The sequence below is a fragment of the Streptomyces capitiformicae genome (assembly GCF_002214185.1).
GTDB lineage: Bacteria > Actinomycetota > Actinomycetes > Streptomycetales > Streptomycetaceae > Streptomyces > Streptomyces capitiformicae.
In genome coordinates this window covers 3,078,891-3,097,916 of sequence record NZ_CP022161.1, presented here as the reverse complement: position 1 = coordinate 3,097,916, position 19,026 = coordinate 3,078,891, and the positions used below count along the sequence as shown (strand labels likewise).

Here is a 19,026-nt window from a genome sequence, read left to right as displayed (position 1 = left end):
GCCTACCGCAGAGAGTCCGGGTCGACGAGGCGAGGAGGCGGGAAAGAGGTGGCCTCCGGGGGGTAGGTGCGCGCGTTGGCCCAATACTCCGTGGTGGCATGGCGCACCACCAGAGGCAAGATCTCCTGTAGCGCCTCCAGCGTTCCGACTCCGCTGACCGATGTACGGGAGGCGGATCGGCCGAGCCTGAGGAGGCGTGGCATGACGGCCTCCAACTCGGCCGGTCCCGGCCCTCCGTCGGTGTGGCTCCCGGGGTCCTGCCGGTTCCACGGCACCACCACGGTCACTGCGGAAGGCGCCACCTGGTCCATCTTCGCCAGCAACTCACGATGTCTCGGATTGCGCAGTACCCAAGGGTCGACGAACAGAATTCCCGGTGCCCTTGGTGGCCCCGGCTCGAGCATGCGGGCGCTGTCGTCGAGCACCTCGAGGTTCACCCTGTAGTCCATGGTGCGCACGAGGTCGGCCGCGTAGTCGCCGAGCGGCAGGGCCGACTCCGGGTGGTACGGGTTCCAGTCGTGCGGACGGTCCCCGTAGTAGTCCGGCCGGCGGCCCGGCGGCAGTTCCGAACGGGTGCAGGCGAGCACCGATATGTCGAACTCCGGCGGATGCTCCTTGGAGCCGAACGCGGCGGGCTGCGACTCGTAGTCCTTGGAGATCTGGCCCTCGTCCAGATCGGTCTCCCTGGCCACCCGCACGATCTGTTTGGCCAGCCGGTACACGGCCCGCTCGTACTCGTCCTGGAGGTAGCGCAGTTTGGTCAGCCCGTAGAAGCCCTCGTCCGCGTAGTCCTGCCCGAAAGTGGCGTGGTTGAACTGCAGATCCCTCGCCACCTGCGGCATTTGAGCCGGTTCCACGGGAATCCACAGTGCCGGGATGATCGCGTTCTCCCGCGGGGCGCCGCCGCGCGCCCGCTGGTTGACCTGGCGCTGGGAGAAGGCCCACCACTCGCGGCCGCACTGCTCACTGACGAAGTACCGCGGCGAGTACAGCGGCACGAACACCTTGCAGCGCGCCAGATTGGCCGACAATTCGTCGGTCCACCCCATGCCCTGGCTCATGAAGCCCGCCCGTGCTCCCCACGGAAGGTCGGTCAGCTGCATGATGTGATCGCACAGACCCTCGTACAGCTTCCGCACCCAGGCGTTGGGGTCGGCGCCCCGCGCGTCGCGATTCGGCGTGTGGGCGTAGCTCAGGAAGAAGTACGGACTCGAAGGATTCGACCGTGTGTCATGCATCCGCTTCCGCTCCTTCCTTCACAACGACCGTAGAAAGACACCGAGTTCGAGCATGTCAATACGGTAGTGGTCCTGCGGGTGCACCACGATGGTCAGTGATCCGCACACGCCCCGCGCCCTCGAATGGGCCACGAACGACAACAGGACGAGCTTCAGCAGGCTCGAGTGGTCCATGTTGTTGATGCGGGCGAGGTCGGAGCCGGTGATCGGCATGGCGACCTTCTCGCGGTGACCGTGGCGCCGGACGGCGTCCCAGAGCTGGGCGAGGCTGCTCCAGAGCTGTTCCGTGCCGCAGCTGACGATCAGGTCGTTGTTCATGCGCCCGTAGGCCGTGCAGAAGATGTTCCGGCCGGAGCCCTTGACCACGGCTACCGTGCCCACCGGGTACCGCTCCAGTTTCCCGATCCGTTTCGAGGTACGGGACTCCGTGCGCACCGGGGTCATGTCCGCGAGGGCTTCGGCGAGGTGGGCGTCGAGGGCGGCGACGTCACCGTCGTACAGCCGGTGCAGGAGTTGCCCCTGGACGCTGCGGCGCGAGACGAGGGACTCGTCGGCGGTGTCGGTGTCGAACGTGTCGGTGAAGCCGACGACGAGATGGCACGCGTGGTCGAACAGGTCGCCGACCTCGACCGTGACCGTGACGTCGGGATGGGTGAAGTCGCGGCTGATGCGGTCCCGGGGGAGCGAGATCAGCGTCGCGATCAGCACGGCCAGGCATGCGATGCCGAGGAACGTGGGCCAGCGGGGCAGGTCGGCGTCCGGCCACAACGTGAAGAAGAGCTGGGCCCCACCGGCCAGCAGACCGAACTGCACCGCGCAGTTCCGCCCGAGCTGGGCGAGACCGTGCCTCGTGCCGACCAGCGTGCGCACACGCCGAACGGGACCGGCCACCGAAGCTAGTCCCTCTCGTCCGGTTGTCCGTCGGGATCCCGACGACCGACGTCGGGGAACATCCCGTCGAAGAGAATCCGGCTCTTGCGCAGGTCGCGCGCCCGTTCCGCGCTGGCCTCAGCCACGACCTGCTCGAAGGTGTTGATGCGGTCGATCTGCGCCACTACCTGTTCCAGGGCGCTGATGCGGTCGACCTGCTGTCGCAAGAGGGACAGCATCTCGTCCTGGACGTCCCCGGCGGACGGCCTGGGGACGATGGCCTCGTCGGCCTCCGCCGTCTCGGCGTCAGGGGCGATCCGCGCCAGCCCCTCCTCCAGCTTGGGCCAGTACATCTCGAAGAGGTCGTCGATGAGTTTCTCCTGCTGCGGTACCTCGCACAGACCGTTGATGGTCTTGATCAGATGCAGCACTTCCTTCGGCGCGTCCGCGGACGTGGCCTGGAACTGGATCAGCGGTGTGCCCACCAGGTCCGTCACCGTCGTGCCGAGCAGCAGGAACGGGGCGAGCCGCGGGCCGTCCAGCTCTCGGGAAAGCGCGCCCGCCTCGAAGTTGATCCACGGCGTGCGGCGGTTGTCGGGAGTGACGCAGACGATGCCGAACTGTGAACCGGCGAGCCGCGCCGCGATCGCGTCGTATCCCCGGTTGCCCTTGGTGATGTCCTCGGACGACACCCAGGGTTCGATGAGCGGGTTGAACAGGGGCAGTGCGTTGCGCAGCAGGATCGCGCACTGCATGGACGGCTTGCCGGACCAGCTCACGAAAACCTTGAGTTTCGACACCGCGTTCCCCCACAGCCGCCAACGTGCCTGTTCCCGCCCACGATCGTAGCCACTCCCCGGCCCGGCGGCTGGTGATCGGGAAGGTCCGGATCTCAGCCCAGGCGCGGTATTTCGATCGCCGGGCAGCGGTTCATGACCATGTCCGGACCGGCGGCGCGGGTGCGGTCGTACGCCTCCTCGTCGATCACGCCCAGCTGGAACCAGACGGCCTTGGCTCCGATGCGCACTGCCTCGTCGGCGACGGGGCCCGCGAGGTCGCTGTTGACGAAGACGTCGACGACGTCCACGGGGAAGGGGATGTCGGAGAGGGAGGCGTAGCCGGGCTCGCCGTGGACGGTTTCCGCCTTGGGGTGCACCGGGACGACGCGTTTGCCGTAGCGCTGGAGGACCTCGGCGACGCCGTAGGCCGCGCGGCTCCGACTGGTGGACAGGCCGACGACGGCCCAGGTGTCGCCGAGTTCCGTCAGGATCTTGCGGATCGTCGCGGGGTCGCCGTACATGCCGTCTCCTCTGTCGGTGCTCTCACGCTGCCTGTGGCAACAGCGCGGGGTGGCCGGCGATTCCCGGTGCCCGCTCGCGGCACTCGGTGCGGGGATCGGCCGTGATGGCGGCCGGTTGCCCGACATGTCGTCCTCCGTGCTGCGTTCCGTCGCCCCCGCGCCTACGCTCACTGCGTGCTGCGTATCACCGATGCCCGGACCGGCGAGCCCGTCGAGGTTCGCAGGGTGCTCACCCGCGTTCACGCCCATGTGCCGCGGGGTGACACCTCCGCGCTACGGGTACTGCTGGTCGCCGACGTCCTGGCGCGCGCCCTGGAGTTGGGCGGCGTCCCCGTTCTCCTCGTCAGCGACCCGTGTGCCGAACTGCGGGAGCGCGCCGACCGCCTCGGCATCCGGCCGACCGAGGCGCCTGCGACGGATGGAGGGCGCCAGGTGCTGCACGTGGGCGCCTCCGGAGAACTCATGGGCGGCGTCGAGGCCGTGGTCGAGGTCGCGCGGGTGACCGGGACGGACGAGTGTGACGCCTTGGACGGTGCCCTGCGGCTCGCCCTCCTCGCCCATCCCCGCCGGACCCCGGTGCATCTCGACGCCACCGCCCTCGCCGAGGCGGAGGCGTTGCTCGACCACTGGCGCAAGGCGGTGGCCGACTGGGCGACACGGCCGTCGAAGCCGATTCCAGAGCACGTACGACAGGCCCTGCGCGCCGCCTGGGAGGACGACCTCGACGTACCCGGCCTGCTCGACGTCCTGCGGGACGTGGAGGGGGCGGACGACATGCCGGGCGGCGCGCGGTTCGAGGCGTACGCCTATGCGGACCGGCTGCTCGGTCTTGAGCTCACCCGCGAGATCGGAGCATCGGCATGAGTGGGCGATCCGGCGGAGCCGGCCCGCTGCGCAGACTCGTCGTGCTGCGGCACGCCAAGTCCGCCTGGCCGGTGGGCGTGCCCGACCACGAGCGGCCCCTGGCGCCGCGCGGCCGCCGCGACGCCCCCGCCGCCGGCCGGGCCCTCGCCGAGGCGGACTGTCTGCCCGACCTCGCCCTGTGTTCCACGGCCGTACGGGCGCGGCAGACCTGGGAGCTGGCCTCCGCACAGTGGGGCACGCCGCCACCCGTACGGCACGATCCACGGGTGTACGCGGCGGATGTGCCGGAGTTGCTCGACGTGGTGCGCGAGGCGCCCGACCAGGTACGCACCCTGCTGCTCGTCGGGCACAACCCCGGCCTGGAGGAGCTGGTACTGGACCTCGCCGGGGACGCCCTCGACGACGCGCTCGACGACGTACGGACGAAGTTCCCCACCTCGGCGATCGCGATCCTCGCCTGGCACGGCGACTCCTGGGCCTCGCTCGCCCCGGGCACGGCGCTGCTGACGGACATGATCGTGGCCCGGGGGAAGAAGGGGAAGAAGGGGAAGAAGGAGACCTGACCGGACACCGGACCGCCCCGGACGACGCCCGGCGCGGAGGCGCCCCGGACTGCGCATAGGGTGGCCGGATGCAGGACGAGTACCGCACCGTCGCCCGCGCCGGCGTGCACGAGACCGAGGTCAACCGATCCCGGTTCCTGTGCGCGCTCGCCCCGGCCGCCACCGAGCAGGAGGCCCAGGACTTCATCGCCGCCGTCCGCAAGGAGCACGCCGACGCCACGCACAACTGCTACGCGTACGTCATCGGCGCCGACGCCGCCGTCCAGAAGGTGAGCGACGACGGCGAGCCCGGCGGCACCGCGGGCGTCCCCATGCTGCAGATGCTGATGCGCCGGGACATGCGGTACGTCGTCGCCGTCGTCACCCGCTACTACGGCGGCGTCAAGCTGGGCGCGGGCGGCCTCATCAGGGCGTACGGCGGTGCCGTGGGCGAGGCGCTGGACGCGCTCGGCAGCATCACGCGCCGCCGCTTCCGGCTGGCCACGGTGACCGTCGACCACCAGCGCGCCGGCAAGGTGCAGAACGACCTGCGCGCCACCGGCCGCGAGGTCCGCGACGTCCGCTACGGCGAGGCCGTCACCATCGAGATCGGGCTCCTCGACGCCGACGTGGACGCCTTCCGCGCCTGGCTCGCCGACGCCACCGTGGGCACGGCGGGGTTCGAACTCGGAGGAGAGGCGTACGGGGACGCGTGACCGGGGACAGCGCCGAGCTCGCGGGCAGTGACGAGTTCGCGCGCGGCAGTGGCGATTTCGCGGGGCACGCGCGCGTGGAGGGCCGTCCCGTGCGGTGCGCTCGGGCCGGTTCGGCGGTAGCCGCCCGTGATGTCCGACCCGCCTGTTAGTTTCGGGGATCATGAGGCTTCTGCACACTTCCGACTGGCATCTCGGCCGGGCGTTCCACCGGGTGAACATGCTCGGTGCCCAGGCCGAGTTCATCGGTCACCTCGTCACGACCGTGCGCGAGCGCGAGGTGGACGCGGTGGTCGTGTCGGGGGACGTGTACGACCGCGCGGTGCCCCCACTGGCGGCGGTCGCGCTCTACGACGACGCCCTGCACCGCCTGGCCGAGCTGGGCGTGCCCACAGTGATGATCTCCGGGAACCACGACTCGGCGCGCCGCCTCGGCGTCGGCGCGGGCCTCATCGGACGGGCCGGGATCCATCTGCGGACCGCGCCCTCGGCGGCCGGCACCCCCGTGATGCTCACCGACGCCCACGGAGACATCGCCTTCTACGGGCTGCCCTACCTCGAACCCGCCCTGGTGAAGGACGAGTTCGGGGTGGACAAGGGAGGGCACGAGGCGGTGCTCGCCGCCGCGATGGACCGGGTCCGCGCCGACCTCGCCACCCGTGCGGACGGCACCCGTTCCGTCGTCCTGGCCCATGCCTTCGTCACCGGCGGTGCCCCCAGCGACAGCGAGCGGGACATCTCCGTCGGCGGCGTCTCGGCCGTCCCCGCCGGTGTCTTCGACGGTGTCGACTATGTGGCACTGGGCCATCTGCACGGCAGCCAGACCATCACCGAGCGCGTGCGCTACTCGGGCTCCCCTCTGCCGTACTCCTTCTCGGAGGCCGACCACCGCAAGAGCATGTGGCTGGTCGACCTCGGCGCCGACGGCTCGATCGAGGCCGAGCGCGTCGACTGCCCCGTCCCGCGCCGACTCGCCCGCATCCGGGGGCGGTTGGCGGACCTGCTCGCCGACCCCGGGTCGGCGCGCCATGAGGACGCCTGGGTCGAGGCGACACTCACCGACCCGGTGCGCCCCGCGGAGCCCATGGCCCGGCTGTGCGAGCGCTTCCCGCACACGCTCAGCCTCGTCTTCGACCCGGAACGTATCCCCGGCGACCCGGACGTCTCCTACGCCAGGCGCCTGGCCGGCCGCGACGACCAGCAGATCGCCGAGGACTTCGTGGCCCATGTGCGCGGCACCGGACCCGACGAGCACGAACAGAGGGTGCTCCGGGACGCCTTCGACGCCGTACGCGCCGACGAGACCGTCCGGGAGACCGCGCGATGAGACTGCACCGGCTCGACATCACCGCCTTCGGGCCCTTCGGCGGTGCCCAGTCCGTCGACTTCGACGACCTCTCGGCCGCCGGACTCTTCCTGCTGCACGGTCCGACCGGCGCCGGCAAGACCTCGGTCCTGGACGCCGTCTGCTTCGCGCTGTACGGCTCGGTGCCGGGCGCCCGCCAGGGCGGCCAGGGCATGACCTTGCGCAGCGACCACGCGGCGGCCGAGACACGCACCGAGGTCCGCCTCGAACTCACCGTCGCCGGACGCCGGTTGGAGATCACCCGGCAGCCGCCCTGGGAGCGCCCCAAGAAGCGCGGCGCGGGCACCACGGTCGACAAGGCACAGACCTGGCTGCGCGAGTACGACACGGCCACGGGAGCGTGGAAGGACCTCAGCCGCTCCCACCAGGAGATCGGCGAGGAGATCACCCAGGTCCTGGGGATGAGCCGGGAGCAGTTCTGCCAGGTGGTGCTCCTGCCGCAGGGCGATTTCGCCCGCTTCCTGCGCGCCGACGCCGAGGCGCGTGGCCGACTGCTGGGCCGTCTCTTCGACACGCACCGCTTCGCCGCGGTCGAGAAGCGCCTCGTCGAGCGGCGCCGGGAGACCGAGGCGCGGGTGCGGGAGGGCGACACCGAACTGCTCGCCGACGCCCACCGCATGCAGCAGGCGGCCGGGGACGCCGCGGAACTGCCCGACCTGGCGCCGGGCGATCCAGGGCTGGCCGAAGCCGTTCTGGGCTGGGCCGCCGTCGCCCGCAGCACCGCCCGCGAGCGGTTGACGATCGCCCATTGCGCCCGTGCGGCCGCCGAGTCGGCGCAGGCAGCCGCCGAGCGCGTACTGGACGACGTACGCGAAGTGGCGCGGCTCCAGCGGCGGTTCGCCGAGGCGCGGGAGCGGGCCGCCGCGCTGGAGGAGGGCTCCGACGCCCACGAGGAGGACCGGGCACGTATGGAGCGCGCCCGCAAGGCGGCGGCCGTGGCTCCGGCGCTGGAGCTGCGGGACGAGGCCGAGACCGAGCACCGGCGCGCGAGCACGGCCGAGACCCGCGCGCGTGCCGAACTGCCGCGAACCCACGCCGACGCCGATGCCGCCGGGCTCGCGACCGCCGCCCGCAGGGCCGCGGAGGAGCTGGGCGGCCTGGACTCGGCGCGGCGCGCGGAGCGTCGGCTCACCGAACTCGTCGCCGAGCGGGCCGAGTTGGACGCCGAGGAGCGGGCCGACGAGGACGTCCTGAGGGACGCCGAGGACTGGCTCGCCGGGTGGGAGACGACACGCGCCGCGCTGCAGACCCGTATCGAGGCGGCCCAGGAGGCCGCCACCCACGCCGAGCAGCTCGCCGTACAGCGCGAGCCCGCCGAGAAGCGGCTCGCTGCAGCGCGCCAGCGCGACCAGCTCGGCCGCGACACCGACGACGCCCAGGCGCGTGTGCTCCGCCTGACCGAGCGCGCGTTGGCGGCGCGCACCCACTGGCTCGACCTCAAGGAACAGCGCCTGCGGGGCATCGCCGCCGAACTCGCCGCCGAGCTCGTCGCCGGCGAACCCTGCGCGGTCTGCGGCGGCACGGAACACCCCGAACCGGCCCGGAAGATCGCCGGGCACGTCGACCGCGAGACGGAGGAACGGGCGCTCGCCGCGTTCCAGCGCGCCGACGAGGAGCGCGGCGAGGCCGAGCGGCGACTCGGGCTCGTACAGCGGGCGTTGGCGGCAGCGAGCGCCGAAGCCGGAGACACCACGACCGAGCAACTCACCTCTCTGGTCGAGGAGTTGGAGCGGCGGTACGCGCAGGCGCGGAAGAGTGCCTCCGGGCTGCACCCCGCGCAGGAAGCCCTGCTGCACGCCGAGCGGGAGCGTGACCGGCGGACCGCCGCGCGACAGGAGGCGGCGGTCAGGGCGGCGACCCGCGACACCCGGCGTGACGCGCTGGAGCGCGAACGGGCAATGCTGGAAGGGGAGTTGGCGCAGGCGCGGGGCGATGCCGAAAGCGTGGCCGCCCGTGCCGCGCAGCTGGAGCGGCAGGCCGCGCTGCTCACCGACGCGGCCGATGCCGTACGTGCCGCCGCCGACACCGCGCAGCGCCTCAAGGAGGCCGACGCCCGGCTCGCCGACGCGGCCTTCCGCGCCGGGTTCGACACCCCGCGGGCGGCGGCGGCCGCGCTCCTCGACGACGCCGCCCACCGGGACCTCCAACGGCGGCTCGACGCCCGGCAGACGGAGGAGGCGGCGGTGCGCGCCGTGCTCGCCGAGGCCGACACGGCGGCCGCCGCCCAGCAGCCTCCCGCCGACCTCACGACCGCCGAGCGGGACGCCGAGGCCACCGCTCGGCGGTTCCGGCACGCCGTGTCCGCGTGGGACGCGGCTGAGCGGTGCTGCAGCGAACTCGACCGGCTGTCCGCGCGGGCGACCGCATCCGTACGACGACTCGCGCCGCTGCGCGAGGAGTACGACCGCGTCGCCCGCATGGCAGGACTCGCGGCCGGCACCTCCGCCGACAACGAGCGCAGGATGCGCCTGGAGGCCTACGTCCTCGCCGCCCGCCTGGAACAGGTCGCCGCCGCCGCGACCGTACGGCTCCAGCGCATGTCCTCCGGCCGCTACACCCTCGTCCACTCCGACGACCGGGCCGGACGCGGCCGTAGCGGGCTCGGGCTGCACGTCGTCGACGCCTGGACCGGCCGGGAGCGGGACACGGCCACGCTCTCCGGCGGCGAGACGTTCTTCGCGTCCCTCGCGCTCGCCCTGGGCCTCGCCGACGTCGTCACCGACGAGGCGGGCGGTGTCCGTCTCGACACCCTCTTCATCGACGAGGGGTTCGGCAGCCTCGACGACCAGACCCTCGACGAGGTCCTCGACGTCCTCGACGCGCTCCGCGAGCGCGACCGCAGCGTCGGCATAGTCAGCCATGTCGCGGACCTGCGGCGGCGTATCCACGCGCAGTTGGAGGTCGTGAAGGACAGAACGGGGTCGGTGCTGCGGCAGCGTGGTCAGTGACCCAGCGGACGCCGGGGGAGCGGTGAGGAGTACACGACGCTGGTGGTGACGGACCCCAGCGCGCCGATCTTGCCCGAGACCTCCTCCAGATGGCGCATCGAACGTGCGGCGACCTTGATCACGAAGCAGTCGTCGCCCGTGACATGGTGCGCCTCCAGGATCTCCGGGGTGACGGCCACCAGGTCGTGGAACGGCTTGTAGTTGCCGTGGGGATAGCGCAGGCGGACGAACGCGAGGATCGACAGGCCCAGGCGCTCGGGGTCGACGACCGCCGTGTACCCCTGGATGACGCCGGCCTCCTCCAGCCGCCGCACCCGCTCGGTGACGGCGCTCGCGGACATCGACACGGCACGCGCGAGCTCGGCGAAGCTGGCCCGGCCCTCGCGCTGGAGGACCTCCAGGAGGCGCCAGTCGGTCGCGTCGGGCAGGTACGGGGAATTCGCGGTCATGTCCGATGGATAGCAGGGGAATCGCCGGTCGTTCAAGGTCGGGACCGTGGAATGCCCCTTCAGGAAGTTTGGTCACCGACCGTAGATTTCTGGTCAGGGAAACAAGGAGTTCCGCGAGGGAAGGCCAGCTCATGAGCGTCACCACCACGCCCGCCGTCAACCCCGTCCTGCGCGTCGCCCCCGCCGCGCCGGCCGAGGCCGCCGCGTACTTCCGGGCCGGCCTCGTCTTCCACACCGACGTGTCCGATGTGGCCGCCGCCCTCGCCGCCGACGGTGCCCCCGGTTTCGTCGTCCTCGACTCCCGCTCCACGGAGTCCTGGGACCAGGGCCACATCCCGGGCGCGATCCACCTGCCCACCGCCCTCATCCCCGAGCGGGCCGAGCAACTGCTCGACAAGTCGGTTCCGGTCGTCACCTACTGCTGGGGCCCCGCCTGCAACGGGGCGACCCGTGCCGCCCTCGCCCTCGCCGAACTCGGCTTCCAGGTCAAGGAGATGCTCGGCGGCTTCGAGTACTGGGCCCGGGAGGGCTTCGCGTACGAGACCTGGCAGGGCGGCGAGAAGCGCGACTCCGACCCGCTGACGGCGCCGGTCCACGCCGATGACTGCGGTTGCTGACAGCCTGTCAAGAAGTGCTCGGGGGCGCCGAGTTCGTGTGTCAGGCTGCCGTGTAGCTTCTGGGCATGGCTCGATACGCGGAGACGGCGGTACCAGGTGCGGTGCGGTGGGTGGAGTCGAGCGGCGGTCCGCTCATAGCGGTACCGGAGGCGGTACTGCCGTTCTGGGCGGGCGCCGACGGCGACGAGACGTCCTCCGACCACGACCGCGCCTGTGACATCGACGGCTACGTCGGCCTCCTGCCGGTCGGCGACACCCGCGCCCTGGTCCTGGGCGACGAACCCGCCGCCACCGCGTACCTGCCGGAGCACGGCACCTTCGTACGCCGGCACGCGGCCGACGCCGAGGCCGGAAGCCTCGCCGACGTACCGGCCGCGCTGGAGGCCGCCGTGTGGGGGCCCGAGATGGAGTGGCGGGTGCCTGGGCCGGTCGTTCTGTTCGACGCCGCCCGGCCCGGCAGCGCCTCCCGGCAGGCGGACCATATCCGGGTGGACCTGACCCCCGGCCACTACCGGGTTCGCGCCGCGTATGTCTCGACGGGACCGGAGACGTGGCTCGGCCTCGTCCGGGTGAGACCACTCACGAGCTGAACAGTGACGGCGGCCTGGCCCAGCCGCAGGCGTGGCGTGGGCCAGGCCGGCAGCGTCACAGCTGCGACAGCTCGTCCACCAGGTCGTCCAGCCCCAGCGAGCCCTGCGACAGGGCCGCCATGTGCCAGGCCTTGGTGTCGAAGGCGTCGCCGCGACGCTGCCTGGCCTTCTCGCGGCCGAGGAGCCAGGCACGCTCGCCCAGCTTGTAGCCGATGGCCTGCCCGGGGATGGTCAGGTAGCGCGTCAGCTCGCTCGCGACGAAGTCCGACGGGCGGCTGCTGTGGGCGTCGAAGAACTCCTCGGCCAGCTCCGGCGTCCAGCGCTCGCCCGGGTGGAAGGGCGAGTCCGCCGGGATCTCCAGCTCCAGATGCATGCCGATGTCCACGATGACGCGGGCCGCGCGCATCATCTGCGCGTCGAGATAGCCGAGGCGCTCCTCCGCGTCCTTGAGGAAGCCCAGCTCGTCCATGAGCCGTTCCGCGTACAGGGCCCAGCCCTCCGCGTTGGCGCTGACGCCACCGATCGTGGCCTGGTAGCGGGACAGGTCGTCCTTGACGTACACCCACTGCGCGAGCTGGAGGTGATGGCCGGGAACGCCCTCGTGATACCAGGTCGAGACCAGGTCGTACACCGGGAAGCGGGTCTGGCCCATCGTCGGCAGCCAGGTGCGGCCCGGGCGGGAGAAGTCCTCCGTCGGGGCCGAGTAGTAGGGGGCAGCGGCGCCGCCGGGCGGGGCGATGCACGACTCGACCTTCTTCACCGGCTCGGCGAGGTCGAAGTGCGTGCCGTCGAGCGCCTCGATCGCCTCGTCCATCAGGGACTGCAGCCAGTCGCGGACCTCGTCGACGCCCTCGATGTGCCGACCGTGCTCGTCCAGGTGCGCCAGCGCCACCCACGGCGTCTCGGCGCCGGGCAGGATCTTCTCCGCCTCCTGCTTCATCTCGCCGAGCAGCCGATGGAACTCGGCCCAGCCGTACGCGTACGCCTCGTCGAGGTCCAGGTCCGCACCGGTGAAGTAGCGGGCCAGTCGGGCATAGCGCTCCCGGCCGACCGTGTTCGGCTCGCCCTCGATCGCCGGGGCGTACACCTCACGCATCCAGTCGCGCAGCTCCGCGACCGCCCGCGTCGCGGCCCGGGCCGCCTCGTCGAGCTCGGCGCGCAGGGACTCGGGGCCCGCCGACGCGAAGTCCTCGAACCAGCCGCGCCCCGACCCGTCCGTGTCCGCCCACTCGGTGAGCTGTTCGATGAACGTGGCGGTCGGACGCGGACCCGCGTAGAGCTTGCGGTCCAGACCGAGCGCGAGCGACTCACGGTAACCGGCGTACGCCGCCGGCACCGCGCGCAGCCGCTCCGCGATCGCCCTCCAGTCCTCCTCCGTCTCGGCCGGGGTGATGGTGAAGACCTCACGCACGTCGTGCGGCGGAGTGGCCAGGTTGCCGACTGTGCGCAGGCCCTCGTCGGCCTCGTGAACCGCCAGCTGCGCCGTCAGCCGCTCACGCAGCAGCCGCGCGCAACGCCGCTCGATGTCACTGTCCGCCCCCGGCCGCCGCTCCGCTTCGTCGAGCCGGGCGAGCGTCGACCGAATCAGCGCCGCGACGGCCTCCAGGCCCGCCGGCGACAGGTCCGGCAGCTTGCTCGAACTCTCCTTCACACCGAGATACGTGCCGGTCAGCGGGTCGAGGGCGATGAGGTCGTCGACAAACGCGTCGGCGACCTGCCGGGGCAGAAGACTCTTGGTGTCAGCCATGCGGACAATCTTGATACGCCGACACCCTCAACGTCAGCTGCTTAACGGGCGCATGAGCCTTACGCGGACGGATTCAGCTGAGGGCGTGATGGGGAGGCCCTGAAGGGGCGCGGGGAACTGCGCGACAAGCCCTCACGCACCCGCAGCCATGATCCGATCCGCACGCCTATGGCGCCTCGACCCGGCGCTCTCCAAGCCGCTTCGCCGCCGACCTCTCCAACTGCGCCGTGATGACGAGCGTGCCCTCCTCGATCTGATAATCAAGCGGCAACCCCAGCCCCCGCATCGCCGCCACCATCCCGGTGTTGGACGACTGCGTCACCGCGTACACGTGCTCGCAGCCGGTCTCGACCGCCATGGCCACCAGCCTGCGCAGCAACTCGCTGCCGACGCCGCGCCGCTGCCAGTCGTCCTCGATGAGCAGGGCGATCTCCGTCTCGTCGCCGTCCCAGAGGAGATGACCGAGGCCGACAAGACGCCCGGAAGCCGTCTGCGCGGCGAGGGTCCGGCCGAAACGAGGGCTGAGCAGGTGCTTGAGGTACCGGTCGGCGTCGCCCACGGGGCCGTGGTACCGCATGCTCAGCGTGCGCGGCGAGCACCGCTCGTGCATCGCCGTCGCCGCCGAGAGGTCGTTCTCGTCGGCCCGGCGCACCGTGATGTCGTTACCCTCGGGCAGCGTCAGGACGTCCTGGCTGCGCGGGATCCGGGGACCCAGACGCGCGTCCAGCTCCACCAGGGCCCGCGCCCGCGCGAACTCCGTCGGCGTGAACGGCAGATACGGCCGCTCCACCGTGATCACCCCGCCCTCCGGCGCCCGCAGCCGCATCACCGTGTCCTCCAGCGCCCCTTCGACCGGGGCGCTCTCCGCAGCCCGATCGGACGCGGACGGGCGCCCGCCCGGCTCCGGCGAGGTCGAGAACACGGGGGAGGGCAGGGAACGGATGGTGCAGCGGCCGAGCAACTGCCGTAGCGCCAGCGGGAGTTCCGCCGCGTCCAGTGCCGTACGCGTGGCCAGGCCGAGTACCCGGGTCGGCGCGTCCACCAGGTCATGGGCGTCGCCGCGCTCGATCCAGGTCCCGGTACCGCCCGCGTCCGCCACCGCCCGGGTGATCTCGGATGCCGCCAGAGCCTCGGGCGCGCGCAACAGGAACTCGTCCACCGTGCCCTCCGCCAGCGGATGTGTCTGCAAGCTCAGAATGTCGACCCTGAGGCCCGCCAACGCCGTGCACAGCGCGGCCAGCGAACCCGGTTCGTCCTTCACCGTCGTCCGCATCCGCCACAGCGCGGTCGCCCCGGCGATCACCTCGCCGTCCGCCCCGGCCCGCTGCTCCTCGGGGAGCGGCGGCCGGGCGTCGGTATCGCTCGTCGGCGGCGCGTGACCGTGGCGGCGTGCCCACCAGATGTGGAAGCCGGCGGTTGCCAGCAGCACGGCCGCCGACATCACCAGCAGAGCCGGACCGTCGGGTCCGTGACCGATCAGGTTCGCCACCGCGTCGGCCACCGCCACCGCCGTGAACAGCGCGGCGAGTTCGACCACGTCCCGCCGCCAGTGGTGTACCGGGCGACCGTTCCTCGCCCGCGTCACATCAGACATGTCTGGAGTCATGCGGCCACTGTGAAGGAAGCGTGTTGCGTGATCACGAACGCCCTGTGACTGATCGGTAAAAGCATCGTTCCACACCTTTTATTGCGGTTTATGCGACTGGTTGGTTGCCCGCCGCCAGCGCCGTACGCAACCGCCTGGCCTCGGTCACCAGCCGCGACATGCCCCGTCGGTCCGCCGCCAGATCGAGGTGGGGCAGCTCCCCGTGTACCCCGGACCGCTCCACGCACTCGGAGGCGACGGCCAGGAGGTCTCCGAGCCCACGGATCGGTGTCTTCACCTTCCGCTCGCCGTCGAGTTCGGCGAGCAGCCGCGGCAGCATCGCCCGCAGCACCGCCCAGGCCGTGCCGTACGCCCCGGTCGCCGCCGCCGTACGTATCGCCTCGGCGACCCGCAACGGCTTCACGCTCCCGAAGTCGGCAAGCGCCCCCAGGTCGGCGCCCAGTCCCTCCGCGTCCAGCTGCCCACGGGCCGCCAGCACCAGCAGGGCGTCCACGGCGGCGAGCCGATCCTCCGGACGCTGCGCGCCGAGCCCGTATGCCACGCAGAGCCGTACGGCCTCACCCGTTTCCCCCTCCGCCTCGGCGAGCGACGGAAGGCACGAGAACTCCGCCCCGGTGTCCTCGATGACTGCCTGCGACAGGTCGCGCAGGAGGCGTCCCGCCACGAGCTCAGGCCGCCCCGGCACCATGGCCAGCCAGTGCCTCCACTCCTCATCGCCCCAGTGACGGCAGTACCAGTGGTCCTCGTACGGCGTCAGCGGGCGCCCCAGCCGCTGGAACGCCGCGGGGAACAACTCGCTCCGCAGCTCCGGGAGTTCACCGAACCCGACCAGAATCCTGGGCTCGTCCGTGCGGGTACACCGGTGGGGCAGGGACGGTACGTCGGTCATCAGCCACTCGGCCAGCCGGTGGCCCTCCGCCGTGCCCAGCTCCCGCGCGGCCACCGCGGCGGCCGCGAGCGCGGCCCCGTCGTCACGACGCACCCGCAGCAGCGCCTGCGCGAAGTCCGCCGCACCCGGCTGGACATTCAGCCGCCGGTACTCGTCGAGCCGTGCCACCAGCTCCGCCGCCTCCAGCGACCCCGTGCTCCAGGTGGGCGTGGCCAGCAGGAACGGCAGCGGCTCGGTCCGGATCCGGTACGCGACCTCCCGCATACGGGCGTCGAACGCCCAGGCCAGACCGCTGTGCACACAACCGGCCGACTGTCCGGCCTTGTTGCGGGCCGGACGCAGGGTGGAGGTCTCCACCCGCTCCAGCAGCGCCGCGACGACGATCTCCAGGCCGTAGGGCGACTCGCGGAAGTACCGGTTGGTGTGACGCGCGTCGAGATCCGCCCACCATCGGCGCGCCGCCACCGGACCGAGCGCCTCCACCAGCGCCTCCCTGTCCCGGTGTGCGTGCCGGACGAGCCCGTCCAGCGCCCGCTCGAACGCGCCGACCTCTTCGTCCGAGGCCAGCACGGCACCGACCTCCTCGGCAAGCTCGGCCACCGTCGTCGGCGCGGGGGCGAGCCGCGTCGGCAGCGGGACGGGTGGGAGCAGCTCCTCGTACACCTCGTCGACGTGCTCGGGCGCGGCGACGCCGAAGAGTGCCTGTGCGCGTGCCCGCAGACCAGGGCTCAACCGGATTGCGGCATCGGCGAGTTCAGCCCGCGTCGCATTCCCGTCGGCCACGTCGCCGAGATGACGCTCGACCAGCTTCAGCGCGCGCTCCCGTACCTCCGTGTCCTCGTGTCCGAAGGCCTGGGCCACCACGGGCAGCAGTTCGGCGGCGCCGGACGGATCCCGCTTGAGGACCTTGCCCAGCAGCACGAGCTGCGACCGGACGAGCTTCCGTTCGGTGCGGAAGAACACCGCACCGGACATCTCGGCGAGCCGGTGTGTCCCCAACTCCCCGTCCAGCGCGAAGCCCGCCAGGACGGACTGGGCGTGCGACGCCACGGTGGGCAGCGCGTCGGAGCACAGGGCCAGCCAGTCCGTCACCCGCTCACGCCGCTCGTCGGGGGTGAGGTCGAGCGCGGTCAACAGGCCCAGGAACACCTTGTTGTCCGCCGTGGAGCCGCCGCGCAGCAGCCGGGCCACGCAGGCGTCCACCATGGCCTTGCGATCGAGGAGGCCTTCCTCGGTGAGCTGGGTGAGAGCGTCCGTCCAGTTGTTCCGCTCCTCCCCGTACCGCCAGTCGCTGCGCGCCCCGATCTCCTCGATCTCGAACAACGCGGCGACGAGCTCCCTGAGCTGCGGCTCCGCGCGCAGGTTCCCGATGATCGTGCCCGGGCGCCACCCCGCCCGGCCAATGTGCTGCATCCAGCCCCACACATAGGCCTCGGTCGTGGGCACCGCGCAGCCTGCGAGCCTGACGAGGCCGGCCATCAGCTCGTACGGCACGTCCGAGCTGAGCGGGCGCTCCGCGAGGCGGTGGACCACGTCGGCGAGCCAGTCGGGGGCGCGGTCGCCGAGCACATCGATCAGCACCGATGACGGTGCCTGCCGCCAGCGCATGTCGGAGCCGGTCAGCCAGGTCGCCACGGCGGCGGCTCCGGTCTGGCAGGCCGCGCCGGCCGCGTGCAGCGCCGGGTAGGCCCGCTGGGCCTGAGGGCTCCACGGGTCCGGCCGCAGCGTCTTGCGCAGCTCCTTCAACTCGGGCATGCACGCGCGCCGCTCGGCGTCGGTCATGCCGTCCACCAGGATGACGACGTCACCCGTGCTCCCCGCGCGTACCGCCTTGATCAGCGACTCCGAAGTCATCGCGCACCCCCGTCCACCTGTGTCCCGCCCAGTTCCCCCGCCCGCGCGCCCCGGCGTGCCATCCGTACCGCCAGGGCGTGTTTGCACGGGCCCCGTCCGCCCCGGTACTTCGCCCACCACAGGCAGGAGCAGCTCAGCGTGCCCGCCCGGTCCCGCACCCGGTGCACATGGCCGTCCTCGGCGGTCACCGTGCCCTGGTCGCCGTCCAGGGTCACGGCCCCCGCAGTCACCAGGGCGCGGGCCGAGCGCAGGCGCGGATTGTGGCGCTCGACGCGGTCGGCGTCGTAGGGGAGTTCGCGGTGGAAATAGGCGGCCTCCGCCGTGTCGTAGCCCACGCGCCCCGAGGTCCCCAGTCGAGTCAGCGCCGCACGTACCCGCTCGGCCGGCAGGCCCGACGCGGTGGCCAGGTCACCGACGTCGACGCGCGGCTCCCAGGCGAGCAGTACGGCGATCAGCTCCGCGTCCTCGGCGGCCTCGTCGGTGGCCAAGGCGTCCAGCACACCGCCCTCCCCGGAGAAGCCCCGCCCGGCCTCCGGCGACAGTGTCAGGGTGAGCCGCATGCCGGGCAGGACCACCTCCCAGGCGCCGGCCAGGGCTGACTCCCCACCGGTCGGCGGACCGTACACGCGCAGGGCCGTCGCGTGTCTCAGGACTCGCTGAAGAGCGACCAGCCGCTCCGGACCCGGCAGACACACCGCGCCCGGTACCGGCCGGGTCGTCGGCCGCAGACCGCGTCCGGCGGGCACGACCCACTGGGCGCCCCGCGAAGCCCCACGCCCGCCCCCGCGGGGCAGCGACCGCAGGAAACGCACGGCCTCGGCCGCGGGGAGCTCGGCCCGCAGGTCGAAACCGGCGGCGATCACCTGCGCCTCGGCGAAACCGCGCAGCCAGCGGTCCGGCAGCGGAACCTTCTTCTCCACCACCGGACCGTCCAGCGTGGTCACCGCCAACTCCTCCGGGCCGACCCGCAGATGCAGCGGATCGTCGGAGCCGATCCGGGACAGTGCCTCCCGCAGCGGGTTGTTGACGTCCACATTGGTCGTGCCGTGCCCCACCTCGCCGCCGTCGAGGCCCGGCTCCAGCACGTCCAGGCGGGCGTAGACCCCGCCGCAGCCGGAGAACGACTCGAAGCGCAGCCGGTCCCCGTTGCCCGTCACCACGGGGTCGAGCGAGGCCCGCAGCTGCCGCTGGTAGTACCGCGCCGCCGCCACGTCGGCCACCGCCAGCAGCCCCGCCGCCGCCACCTGAGGTGACGTCAGGAAGCCCGTGAAGAACCGGGGATGGTCCTCCCTGCCCTTCGGAGTCGTACCCCGAGAGGTCTCCAGTCCCAGCCGGTGTCCGCCCGCCACGGACTCCAGCACGGAGGGTCGCGTGTAGGCCACAGCCTGCAAAGATCGCGTCATGGGAAAACCGTAGAAGCGACCACTGACAAT

At 72.0% G+C, this 19,026-nt stretch carries 16 protein-coding genes; 7 read left to right on the top strand and 9 right to left on the bottom strand.

All coding sequences use genetic code 11. The annotated features are described in order from the left end of the window. Positions 1-2: 2 nt before the first annotated feature. The 4 genes from CES90_RS13750 to CES90_RS13735 form a co-directional block, all read right to left on the bottom strand. Complete coding sequence (locus CES90_RS13750) at positions 3-1,238, bottom strand: TIR-like protein FxsC (protein WP_189785048.1); 1,236 nt, start codon at positions 1,236-1,238, stop codon at positions 3-5. An 18-nt stretch (positions 1,239-1,256) separates the two neighbouring features. Continuing rightward, positions 1,257-2,108 carry a macro domain-containing protein gene (locus CES90_RS13745; RefSeq protein ID WP_189785047.1) on the bottom strand — a complete coding sequence of 284 codons (852 nt, stop codon included), beginning with the start codon at positions 2,106-2,108 and terminating at the stop codon, positions 1,257-1,259. A gap of 26 nt (positions 2,109-2,134) precedes the next feature. Next, positions 2,135-2,908 (bottom strand): TIR domain-containing protein, encoded by a 774-nt coding sequence (locus CES90_RS13740; RefSeq protein ID WP_189785046.1) that lies wholly within the window; start codon positions 2,906-2,908, stop codon positions 2,135-2,137. Between the two features lie 92 nt (positions 2,909-3,000). After that, a complete protein-coding gene (locus CES90_RS13735; protein ID WP_189785045.1) occupies positions 3,001-3,408 on the bottom strand; it encodes a CoA-binding protein in 408 nt (135 codons plus the stop codon). Positions 3,409-3,582: 174 nt separating this feature from the next. Here CES90_RS13735 and CES90_RS13730 point away from each other — a divergent pair, with 174 nt between their 5' ends. The 5 genes from CES90_RS13730 to CES90_RS13710 all read left to right on the top strand — a co-directional run bounded on the left by CES90_RS13730 (position 3,583) and on the right by CES90_RS13710 (position 9,841). Beyond that, positions 3,583-4,272 (top strand): hypothetical protein, encoded by a 690-nt coding sequence (locus CES90_RS13730; RefSeq protein WP_189785044.1) that lies wholly within the window; start codon positions 3,583-3,585, stop codon positions 4,270-4,272. Further along, on the top strand, positions 4,269-4,835 hold the full coding sequence (locus CES90_RS13725) for a SixA phosphatase family protein (protein WP_189785043.1): 567 nt from the start codon (positions 4,269-4,271) through the stop codon (positions 4,833-4,835). Before CES90_RS13730 ends, CES90_RS13725 begins: the two co-directional genes overlap by 4 nt. A 68-nt stretch (positions 4,836-4,903) precedes the next feature. Beyond that, a complete protein-coding gene (locus CES90_RS13720; protein ID WP_189785042.1) occupies positions 4,904-5,530 on the top strand; it encodes a YigZ family protein in 627 nt (208 codons plus the stop codon). Between the two features lie 160 nt (positions 5,531-5,690). After that, on the top strand, positions 5,691-6,854 hold the full coding sequence (locus tag CES90_RS13715; RefSeq protein WP_189785041.1) for an exonuclease SbcCD subunit D: 1,164 nt from the start codon (positions 5,691-5,693) through the stop codon (positions 6,852-6,854). Then, the gene (locus tag CES90_RS13710; RefSeq protein WP_189785040.1) at positions 6,851-9,841 is read left to right on the top strand and encodes an AAA family ATPase; all 2,991 of its coding nucleotides are present in this window, start codon (positions 6,851-6,853) and stop codon (positions 9,839-9,841) included. Before CES90_RS13715 ends, CES90_RS13710 begins: the two co-directional genes overlap by 4 nt. Here CES90_RS13710 and CES90_RS13705 read toward each other — a convergent pair. After that, positions 9,835-10,290 (bottom strand): Lrp/AsnC family transcriptional regulator, encoded by a 456-nt coding sequence (locus CES90_RS13705; RefSeq protein WP_189785039.1) that lies wholly within the window; start codon positions 10,288-10,290, stop codon positions 9,835-9,837. The two genes, CES90_RS13710 and CES90_RS13705, sit on opposite strands and share 7 nt — an antisense overlap. A 131-nt stretch (positions 10,291-10,421) precedes the next feature. Here CES90_RS13705 and CES90_RS13700 point away from each other — a divergent pair, with 131 nt between their 5' ends. Together CES90_RS13700 and CES90_RS13695 are read left to right on the top strand one after the other, a co-directional pair. Then, on the top strand, positions 10,422-10,907 hold the full coding sequence (locus CES90_RS13700; protein ID WP_189785038.1) for a rhodanese-like domain-containing protein: 486 nt from the start codon (positions 10,422-10,424) through the stop codon (positions 10,905-10,907). A gap of 65 nt (positions 10,908-10,972) precedes the next feature. After that, a complete protein-coding gene (locus tag CES90_RS13695) occupies positions 10,973-11,497 on the top strand; it encodes an immunity 21 family protein (protein ID WP_189785037.1) in 525 nt (174 codons plus the stop codon). Between the two features lie 55 nt (positions 11,498-11,552). On the opposite strand, the gene CES90_RS13690 is transcribed toward CES90_RS13695, so the two are convergent. The 4 genes from CES90_RS13690 to CES90_RS13675 form a co-directional block, all read right to left on the bottom strand. Further along, complete coding sequence (locus CES90_RS13690) at positions 11,553-13,244, bottom strand: DUF885 domain-containing protein (protein ID WP_189785036.1); 1,692 nt, start codon at positions 13,242-13,244, stop codon at positions 11,553-11,555. Positions 13,245-13,410: 166 nt separating this feature from the next. Next, the gene (locus tag CES90_RS13685) at positions 13,411-14,850 is read right to left on the bottom strand and encodes a GNAT family N-acetyltransferase (protein ID WP_189785035.1); all 1,440 of its coding nucleotides are present in this window, start codon (positions 14,848-14,850) and stop codon (positions 13,411-13,413) included. A gap of 88 nt (positions 14,851-14,938) precedes the next feature. Further along, a complete protein-coding gene (locus tag CES90_RS13680; RefSeq protein ID WP_189785034.1) occupies positions 14,939-17,593 on the bottom strand; it encodes a DUF7824 domain-containing protein in 2,655 nt (884 codons plus the stop codon). Beyond that, positions 17,590-18,996 (bottom strand): SWIM zinc finger family protein, encoded by a 1,407-nt coding sequence (locus CES90_RS13675; RefSeq protein WP_189785033.1) that lies wholly within the window; start codon positions 18,994-18,996, stop codon positions 17,590-17,592. The genes CES90_RS13680 and CES90_RS13675 overlap by 4 nt, the downstream gene beginning before the upstream one ends. Between the last annotated feature and the right edge of the window lie 30 nt (positions 18,997-19,026).